8 protein-coding genes and 1 pseudogene are annotated in these 9,096 nt (G+C 68.4%); 3 read left to right on the plus strand and 6 right to left on the minus strand.

Annotated features, from left to right (window positions below; genetic code table 11):
- Nucleotides 1–80: 80 nt before the first annotated feature.
- From AC6LJ5_RS29045 to AC6LJ5_RS29060, 4 genes are all read right to left on the minus strand, one after another.
- Nucleotides 81–659, minus strand: a complete 579-nt coding sequence (locus AC6LJ5_RS29045) for a DJ-1/PfpI family protein (protein ID WP_103275763.1) — start codon at nt 657–659, stop codon at nt 81–83.
- 122 nt (nt 660–781) lie between these two features.
- Nucleotides 782–1,270, minus strand: a complete 489-nt coding sequence (gene ybaK / locus AC6LJ5_RS29050) for a Cys-tRNA(Pro) deacylase (protein ID WP_103275764.1) — start codon at nt 1,268–1,270, stop codon at nt 782–784.
- 39 nt (nt 1,271–1,309) lie between these two features.
- Nucleotides 1,310–2,293, minus strand: a complete 984-nt coding sequence (xerD, locus tag AC6LJ5_RS29055; protein ID WP_103276614.1) for a site-specific tyrosine recombinase XerD — start codon at nt 2,291–2,293, stop codon at nt 1,310–1,312.
- A gap of 41 nt (nt 2,294–2,334) precedes the next feature.
- Nucleotides 2,335–3,240 carry a LysR substrate-binding domain-containing protein gene (locus AC6LJ5_RS29060; protein ID WP_103275765.1) on the minus strand — a complete coding sequence of 302 codons (906 nt, stop codon included), beginning with the start codon at nt 3,238–3,240 and terminating at the stop codon, nt 2,335–2,337.
- 135 nt (nt 3,241–3,375) lie between these two features.
- On the opposite strand from AC6LJ5_RS29060, the gene AC6LJ5_RS29065 reads away from it, so the two are divergent.
- The 3 genes from AC6LJ5_RS29065 (at nt 3,376) to AC6LJ5_RS29075 (ending at nt 7,567) form a co-directional block, all read left to right on the plus strand.
- Complete coding sequence (locus AC6LJ5_RS29065) at nt 3,376–5,058, plus strand: thiamine pyrophosphate-binding protein (RefSeq protein WP_103275766.1); 1,683 nt, start codon at nt 3,376–3,378, stop codon at nt 5,056–5,058.
- Nucleotides 5,059–5,186: 128 nt separating this feature from the next.
- Nucleotides 5,187–6,380, plus strand: coding sequence for an acyl-CoA dehydrogenase (locus AC6LJ5_RS29070; RefSeq protein ID WP_103275767.1), 1,194 nt, complete (start codon nt 5,187–5,189; stop codon nt 6,378–6,380).
- Nucleotides 6,381–6,580: 200 nt separating this feature from the next.
- Nucleotides 6,581–7,567 (plus strand): TRAP transporter substrate-binding protein, encoded by a 987-nt coding sequence (locus tag AC6LJ5_RS29075; RefSeq protein ID WP_498142319.1) that lies wholly within the window; start codon nt 6,581–6,583, stop codon nt 7,565–7,567.
- Between the two features lie 18 nt (nt 7,568–7,585).
- Here the strand turns inward: AC6LJ5_RS29075 and AC6LJ5_RS29080 are convergent, their stop codons facing one another.
- Both AC6LJ5_RS29080 and AC6LJ5_RS29085 read right to left on the minus strand, forming a co-directional pair.
- A complete protein-coding gene (locus tag AC6LJ5_RS29080) occupies nt 7,586–8,029 on the minus strand; it encodes a MaoC family dehydratase (RefSeq protein WP_103275769.1) in 444 nt (147 codons plus the stop codon).
- A 37-nt stretch (nt 8,030–8,066) separates the two neighbouring features.
- Nucleotides 8,067–9,096: pseudogene (locus AC6LJ5_RS29085) on the minus strand (acetolactate synthase large subunit); the annotation flags it as partial.

Here is a 9,096-nt window from a genome sequence, read left to right on the forward strand (position 1 = left end):
ATGCCGAGATCGCCATCGATCAGGCCCATACCGACGGTAATCTGGTGACCGCGCCGCACATGGCCCGCGGCGCGTTCAGCTCAATGCGTGATCTTCGTGCCAAGCACGGCCAGGAACTGGGCCAGCCAGGCCGGATGCGCGGGCCAGGCCGGCGCGGTCACCAGATTACCGTCGGTATGGGCCTGATCGATGGCGATCTCGGCATAGGTGCCGCCCGCCAGCCGCACCTCGGGCGCGCAGGCCGGATAGGCCGAGCAGGTGCGTCCCTTCAGGATGCCGGCGGCCGCAAGCAGCTGCGCGCCGTGGCACACGGCCGCGATCGGCTTTTTCGCCTGGTCGAAGGCCCGCACGATATCCAGTACCTTGTCGTTCAGGCGCAGGTATTCCGGCGCGCGGCCGCCGGGAATCACCAGCCCTGCGTAGGAGGACGGCTCGACGCGGTCGAAGTCGTAGTTCAGCGCGAAATTGTGGCCGCGCTTCTCGCTGTAGGTCTGCGCGCCTTCGAAATCATGGATCGCGGTGGCCACGGATTCGCCGGCCTTCTTGCCCGGACACACGGCATGCACCGCGTAGCCGACCGCCTGCAGCGTCTGGAACGGCACCATGGTTTCGTAGTCTTCGGCGTAGTCGCCGACCAGCATCAGCAAAGTCTTGCTCATTCTCGTCTCCTGGGGATGGGGGCTGGGCGCCGGCTTCAACGCCGGTTCTTCTGCCTGCGGCCCATTGTGGCCTTGCTCGCGCCGGCGCGGGTGGTATCCCGCTACCACGCGTCGAACGCCCCCTATTCCAGCGCGACGGTCACGGGCTTGGCGTCCAGCAGGCTGACCAGCACCTTGGGATCGATGCCGACCAGATAACCGCGACGGCCGCCGTTGATATAGACCACTGGGTAATCCAGCACCTCGGCCTCGACCCAGACCGGCATGCGCTTGCGCGTGCCGAACGGCGACGTGCCGCCGACCTGATAGCCGGAATGCCGCTGCGCCACGTCGGGATGGCAGGGCGCGACCTTTTTCAGCCCGGCCTGGCGCGCCAGATTCTTGGTGGAGACTTCGCGATCGCCGTGCATGACCACGATCAGCGGACGCGCGGCCTCGTCCTCCATCACCAGCGTCTTGACCACCGCGTGCGGGTCCAGCCCCAACTGGCGCGCGGCCTCGCCCGCGCCGCCATGGTCCACGTAGTCGTAGGTGTGCTCCGTGTAGGCCACCTTGTTCTGCTTGAGGAACTGCGTGGCGGGCGTTTCGGAAACGTGGCGGGCTTTGCTCATGGATCGGGATGGGAAGGAAAATAGGCGGCGGGTCGTCGCTCAGCCTCGGGGATGGTGGGCCGCGTGCAGCGCCTTCAGGCGCTCGCGCGCGACGTGGGTGTAGATCTGCGTGGTGGAGATATCGGCATGGCCCAGCAACATCTGCACCACGCGCAGATCGGCGCCGTGGTTCAGCAGATGCGTGGCGAAGGCGTGCCGCAGCACGTGCGGCGACAGCGGCGCGCGCACGTCGGCCAGCACCGCGTATTTCTTGACAAGCTGCCAGAACGCCTGGCGCGTCATGGCCTCGCCACGGCCGGTGATGAAGAGCGCGTCGCTGACGCGCCCGGCGGCCAGCTCGGGACGGGCGCGCGCCAGATACTGGTCGATCCAGTGCGCCGCCTCGGCGCCCAGCGGCACCAGCCGGTCCTTGCCGCCCTTGCCCAGCACCACGCGGACCACGCCCTCGTTCAGGCTCACATCCAGCGCGCGCACGCCGACCAGCTCGGACACGCGCAGGCCGGTGGCGTACAGCGTTTCCAGCATGGCCCGGTCGCGCAGGCCACGGGGCTGTTCCAGGTCGGGGGCGCGCAGCAAGGCATCCACCTGCGCCTCCGACAGGATCTTGGGCATGCGCGGCGCCTGCTTGGCCGCCTCCAGCGTCAGGCAGGGATCGCGCTCGGCGCGATGCTCGCGCAAGGCCCAGGCGTAGAAGCGGCGCAGCGCCGCCAGCCGCCGGTTGGCCGTGGCCGCGCGGGTCTCTTCGTGGCGGAACGCGAACCAGGCTTCGATGTCGGCCTTGCCGGCCTGCGCCAGCGTCCTGGCCGGCCCGGCCGGCAGCGCCTGGCCGCCGGCCGCCTCGCCGTAGCGGTCGGCCATCTCGCGCGCGTAGCTTTCCGGGTCTTCCAGCCAGCGCGCGAAGCCGGTCAGGTCGCGCCGATAGGCCGCCAGCGTATTGGCGGACAGGCCGTCCTCCAGCCAGACGGCGTCGATGAAAGCGTCGATGTCGGCCTGGGAAGCGAGCGGCGCGCGGGTCTCAGTCATGAAGGCGGCATGGGAAGAAGACTGGCGCACATTCTACGCATTCAACGCGCGCCCACGCCCGCCGCCGCGGCCTGGAGCCAGGCCTCGAACAGCTTGAGCGCTTCCGAGCGCTCGCTGCGCTGCGGATAGCCGAAGAAGTAGCCCTGGCTGACGGTCAGCGATTGCGGCACGGGCAAGGCCAGCGCCCCCTGGTCCAGCGCGGGCTGCGCCAGGAAACGCGGCATCAGGCCCACGCCCAGTCCGGCCTGCACCGCCGCCATCACCATCGTGAACAGTTCGTAGCGCGGCCCGCCCGCCGCCTGCGGACCATACAGGTACTGATTGGCCGCGTACCACTGACGCCAGGCGTCCGGCCGCGAGCTCAGGTGCAGGTGCGTCAGGCCGGCCAGCGCCTCGGCGCCTCGGCCGGTGATGCGCGCGGCCAGCTCGGGCGCGCACACCGGCACCAACTCGCGCTCGGGGAACAGCAGCGCGCCCTGGGTGCCCGGCCACAGGCCATCGCCGTGATACAGCGCGCCGTCGAAGGGCTGGTCCTTGAACTGGAAGGGCAGCGTGCGCACCGACAGGCTCACGGTGATGTCCGGGTGGGCGCGCTGGAAATCGGGCAGCCGGGGAATCAGCCAGGTGGTCGCCAGCGTGGGCACGACCGCGATATGGATGCTGCGGCCCATGCCGGTGCGACTGACCAGGCCAAAAGTGTCCTTCTCGATCTGATCCAGATGGTGACGGATCCGCCCCGCGTACTCGGCGCCGTGTTCGGTCAGCGCAATGCGGCGTCGCACCCGGGTGAACAACTGCACGCCCAGCCGCGCCTCCAGGCTGGCGACCTGCCGGTAGACGGCGCTATGGGTCAGGGACAGTTCCTCGGCCGCGCGGGAAAAACTGCCCAGCCGTGCCGATGCCTCGAAAGCCTGCAGCGCGCTCAGATTGGGAATGCCGTTTCTCATGGCGGACGGAACCCCGAATGGCCGGCCTCGACGTGCCGGGGAATCAATAGATTGTGCAATTTTATCAATTGCATTGTGCGCTGATGGCACATATGCTCAGTCATCTCATTCTCGGCTCATCGCGACGATACCCCTATGGCCCAGCAAGCATCCCGTCTCGGCGGTCACATCCTGGTAGACCAGCTGGTCGCCCAGGGCGTCAAACACGTTTTCTGCGTGCCGGGCGAAAGCTACCTGGCGGTGCTGGACGGCCTGCACGACGCCGACATCCAGGTCACGGTCTGCCGCCAGGAAGGCGGCGCCGCGATGATGGCCGACGCGCACGGCAAGCTGACCGGCGAACCCGGCATCTGCATGGTCACGCGCGGCCCGGGCGCATCGAACGCGCTGGCCGGCGTGCATATCGCCAAGCAGGACTCCACGCCGCTGATCCTGTTCGTGGGCCAGATCGAGCGCGGCATGCGCGAACGCGAAGCCTTCCAGGAAATGGATTACCGCGCCGTCTTCGGCACCCAGGCCAAATGGGTCACCGAGATCGATCAGGTCGAACGCATTCCCGAGCTGGTCTCGCGCGCCTTCCACATCGCCACCTCGGGCCGCCCCGGCCCCGTGGTGATCGCGCTGCCCGAGGACATGCTGGTCGAGGCCGCCGCGGTGGCCGACGCGCCGCGCTACGCGCCCATCGACGCCGCGCCCTCGGTCGGCCAGTTGGCCGACCTGGAACAATTGCTGGCCAAGGCCACCCGGCCCGTCGCCATTCTGGGCGGCAGCCGCTGGAGCGAGCAGGCCGTGCAGCAGTTCGCCGCGTTCGCCGAGCGCCACGCGCTGCCGACCTCGGTGTCGTTCCGGCGCCAGATGCTGTTCCCGGCCGACCATCCCTGCTACATCGGCGACGTGGGCCTGGGCATCAACCCGGCGCTGCTCAAGCGCGTGGCCGACGCCGACCTGATCCTGCTGGTCGGCGGCCGCATGTCCGAAAACCCCAGCCAGGCCTACACCCTGCTGGACATCCCGGTGCCGCGCCAGAAGCTGGTCCATGTGCATCCCGACAGCGCCGAGCTGGCGCGTGTGTACCGCCCCACGCTGGCGATCAATACCTCGCCCGCCGCTTTCGCCGAGGCGCTGGCCGGCCTGAAGGCGCCGGCCGCCCCCGCCTGGGCCGACGACACCCGCGCCATGCGCGAGTCGTACCTGAAGTGGAGCGACCCCGCCGCCATCCGCACGCCCGGCGCGCTGCAGATGGGCGAGGTCATGGCCTACCTGGAAAAAACGCTGCCGGCCGACGCCATCATGACCAACGGCGCCGGCAACTACGCCACCTGGCTGCACCGCTTCCACCGCTATACCCGGTACGGCACGCAGCTCGCCCCGACCTCGGGCTCGATGGGCTATGGCCTGCCCGCGGCGGTGGGCGCCAAGCGCGTGCATCCCGACAAGACCGTGGTCTGCTTCGCCGGCGACGGCTGCTTCCTGATGCACGGCCAGGAATTCGCCACCGCCGTGCAATACGACCTGCCCATCATCGTGGTGCTGGTCGACAACGGCATGTACGGCACCATCCGCATGCACCAGGAAAAACACTATCCCGGCCGCGTTTCCGCCACCGCGCTCAAGAACCCCGACTTCGCCGACTACGCGCGCGCCTTCGGCGGCCATGGCGAGCGGGTGGAAAGCAGCGAGCAGTTCGGCCCGGCCTTCGAACGCGCGCTGGCCAGCGGCAAGCCGGCCATCCTGCATTGCCTGATCGATCCGGAGACCATTTCCCCGTCGACCACGCTGGCCCGGATCCGCGACGCCGCCCTGCAGGCCAAGTCCTAGCGCCGCCAGGCGTTGCGGCGCGGCCCCGCTCGGGGCCGCGCAAACCCGACTTGCCGCCCGAATTATTTTAGGTTTAAACTTTTCAGCATTCCGATTCCGAATACGGAAATCCATCACGGAGACCCAGCATGTCCTCGAATCCCTCGTTTCACTGGCAAGATCCCCTGTTGCTGGACCAGCAGCTGACCGAAGAAGAACGCATGGTGCGCGACGCCGCCCAGGCCTACGCGCAGGACAAGCTGGCCCCGCGCGTGCTGAACGCGTTCCGCAACGAGCAGACCGATCCGGCGATCTTCTCCGAAATGGGCGAACTGGGCCTGCTGGGCGCGACCATCCCCGCCGAGTACGGCGGCGCCGGCCTGAACTACGTCAGCTACGGCCTGATCGCCCGTGAAGTCGAGCGCGTGGATTCCGGCTACCGCTCCATGATGAGCGTGCAGTCCTCGCTGGTGATGGTGCCCATCAACGAATTCGGCAGCGAAGCGCAAAAGCAGAAGTACCTGCCCAAGCTTGCCCGCGGCGAATGGATCGGCTGCTTCGGCCTGACCGAGCCCAACCACGGTTCCGACCCCGGCGGCATGGAGACGCGCGCGGTCAAGACCGCCGACGGCTACAAGCTGACCGGCAACAAGATGTGGATCACCAACTCCCCCATCGCCGACGTGTTCGTGGTGTGGGCCAAGTGCGTGGGCGGCGACTTCGACGGCAAGATCCGCGGCTTCATCCTCGACAAGGGCATGAAGGGCCTGTCGGCCCCGGCCATCCACGGCAAGGTCGGCCTGCGCGCCTCGATCACCGGCGAAATCGTCATGGACGAAGTGGAAGTGTCGGCCGAGCAGATGATGCCCGGCGTGGCCGGCCTGAAGGGCCCCTTCACCTGCCTGAACTCGGCCCGCTACGGCATCGCCTGGGGCGCTGTCGGCGCCGCCGAAGCCTGCTGGCACACCGCCCGCCAGTACACGCTGGACCGCAAGCAGTTCGGCCGCCCGCTGGCCGCCAACCAGCTGATCCAGAAGAAGCTGGCCGACATGCAGACCGAGATCACGCTGGCGCTGCAAGGCTGCCTGCGCCTGGGCCGCATGAAGGACGAGGGCTCGGCCGCGGTGGAAATCACTTCCATCATGAAGCGCAACTCCTGCGGCAAGGCCCTGGACATCGCCCGCCTGGCGCGCGACATGCTGGGCGGCAACGGCATCTCCGACGAATTCGGCGTGGCGCGCCACCTGGTCAACCTGGAAGTGGTCAACACCTACGAAGGCACCCACGACGTGCACGCCCTGATCCTGGGTCGCGCGCAGACGGGCATTCAGGCGTTCTATTGATCCGCCCTGCCCTCGAAGAAAACCGGCCCTAGTGCCGGTTTTTTTTCGCCTGGCGTTCGCCGTATCCGCGAAAGCCCGCATGGCGACAATCTGGCCCGCGCCGTACGCTGTAGGCATATTGGCCTGGCACTTTCCCTGGCGTTTGCGCCCCCCTTTTGCGTGTCCGACCCCGGCTTTTTTCGACCGACCAGGAGTCGCGCATGCAAGGCAACCCATCCCAGCGCCTGATGGCGTGCATCGCCATGGCATTCATCGGCCATGGCGCGCACGCCGCCACCACCCTCACCATGGCCACCGAATACCCGGCCACATCCATGCCCGGACAAGGCGTGTCCACCTTCGCCGAGCTGGTGCGGGTCAAGAGCGGCGGCGAGGTGATCATCGAGGCCAGCTATGACGCGGCCAAGGGCATCAAGTCCGGCGACATGATCGCCGCCGTGCAAACGCGCAAGGTCGACGCGGGCGATGCCTTCGCCGGCGCGCTGGCGGAAAAGTACCCGCTGTTCGGCGTGTCTTCGCTGCCCTTCCTGGCCGACTCGCTGGCCAAGGCGCGCAGCCTCAACAAGACCGCGCGGCCGGCCTATGAAAAGCTGCTGGCCGAACATGGCCAGAAGTTGCTCTACACCACGCCGTGGCCGGCCTCGGGCATCTGGTCCAAGCGCAAGATCGACGGCCTGGCCACGCTCAAGTCATTGAACATCCGCGCCTACGACGCCACCTCGCAGGACGTGCTGCGCAAGGCCGGCGCGCAAGCGCAGAACATTTCCTTCGCCGACGCCATGCCGCGCATCGCCTCGGGCGAGGTCAACGCCGTGCTGTCCTCGGGCGACGGCGGCGCCGGCCGCAAGCTGTGGGAACACCTGCCTCACTTCGCCGAGATCAACTACGCCATGCCGGTCTCGGTGGCGACGATGAACCTGCAGGCCTACCAGTCGCTGGATGCCCGCGCGCGCCGCGCCATCGACCAAGCCGCCGCGCAGACGGAAAGCGAGCAATGGAAACGCATCGACGGCCGGCTGCGGCAGAACTACGCCAACATGCGCAAGAACGGCGTGACCATCAATACCAAGGTGCCGGCGTCCGTGCGCAAGGCGTTGAAAGACGCGGCGGCGGAATCCGTGAACGCCTGGAAGGCGACCGCCGGCCCTGACGCCGTGGCAATCATCGGGCAGGTCGGCAAGCGCTAGCGACGGCCCGCCCCGGATTCAGGCGTTGCCGGACAGGTCGAACAGGCTGGTCGCGTCCAGCTCCAGCACGGCTTCGTCGTGCTGGTTGAGCACCGTCCAGGCCCAGGTGATGATGCCCAGGTCCGGACGCGAGGAAGACTTGCGCACGCCCTGCACCCTGGCGTCCAGCCTCAGCTGGTCGCCGGGGCGCACCGGCACGCGCCAGCGCACCTCGCCCAGGCCGGGCGAGCCGAAGGACTCTGAATCATGCAGCGCAGCGTCCACCGCCATGCGCATGGCCAGCGCGCAGGTATGCCAGCCGCTGGCGATCAGCCCGCCCCAGCGCCCCTCGGCCGCGCGCTTGGGATCCGTGTGGAACCACTGCGGATCGAACTTGCGGGCGAACTCCAGGATCTCGGCCTCCGTCACGATGACGGGTCCGGCCTTGATCAGCATGCCGTCCTTGAACTCGGCGAACTTCATGATGCGCTTTCCCCTTTCTTGATTTGAATCGAGCGCCTCAGATTAGCGCTTCGATCAAGAACGGTCCACGCCGCTTCAGTCCCGCGCGCAGGGCATCGGCAAAGCCCTCGATGGTATCCACGCTGACCGCGTCCACGCCCATGCCACGCGCCAGCGACACCCACTCCAGGCTCGGTTCCTGCAGGTCCAGCATGCGGCGCGCGTTGCGGCCGGGCTCCTGAACGCCCACATTCTTCATTTCGCCGTGCAGCGTGGCGTAGGAGCGATTGGCCAGGATAATGGTCAGGCAATCCAGGTTCTCGCGCGCCTGGGTCCACAGCGCCTGCAGCGTGTACATGCCGCTGCCGTCGGCCTGCAGCGTGACCACCTTGCGGTCCGGGCACGCGACCGCCGCGCCGGTGGCCAGCGGCAGGCCGATGCCGATGGCGCCGCCGGTAAGCATGAGCCAGTCGTGCGGCGCGCTGCTGACGCTGTACAGCGGAAATTCACGTCCCTGGGTGATGGATTCATCGCACACGATGGCCTGCTCGGGCAAGGTATGCGCGACCAGGATGTTGACGGCGGCGCCGGTGAGCTTGCCGCTGGCGGGCACCTCGTAGGTCGGCGCCGGCGCGGTCAGGCGCGGCGCGTCGGCGGCGATGCCCAGCTCATCGGCCAGCCATTCCAGCGCCTGCGCCAGATCCTGTTCCTGCGTGGCCAGCACGACCTGTGCGCAGTCGGGCGGCGCCAGCAGGCTGGGCTTGCCGGGATAGGCGAAGAAGCCCCCCGGCGCGCGCGCCGGCCAGCACCAGGCGCCGCGCGTCCTTGAGCTTGGCCACGGCCAGATCGATCGGATAGGGCAGCCGGTCCACCGGCGTGCGGGTACGGCCGCGCTCGATGCGGCGATTGGAGGTCTCGGAGATCAGGCGCACGCCGGTGGCGCGGGCGATCCGGCCCGCCACTTCCAGCGCGCGGCCGCGCAGCGCGGCGCCGCCCAGCATCAGCACGGTGTTCTCGCCGCTGCGGATGGCATCGGCGGCCGCGCGCACGGCCTCGGCCGAGGTGCGCGGCGCGGCGTCGCGCACCTC

It is taken from the genome of Achromobacter sp. 1011791174, from assembly GCF_059760925.1.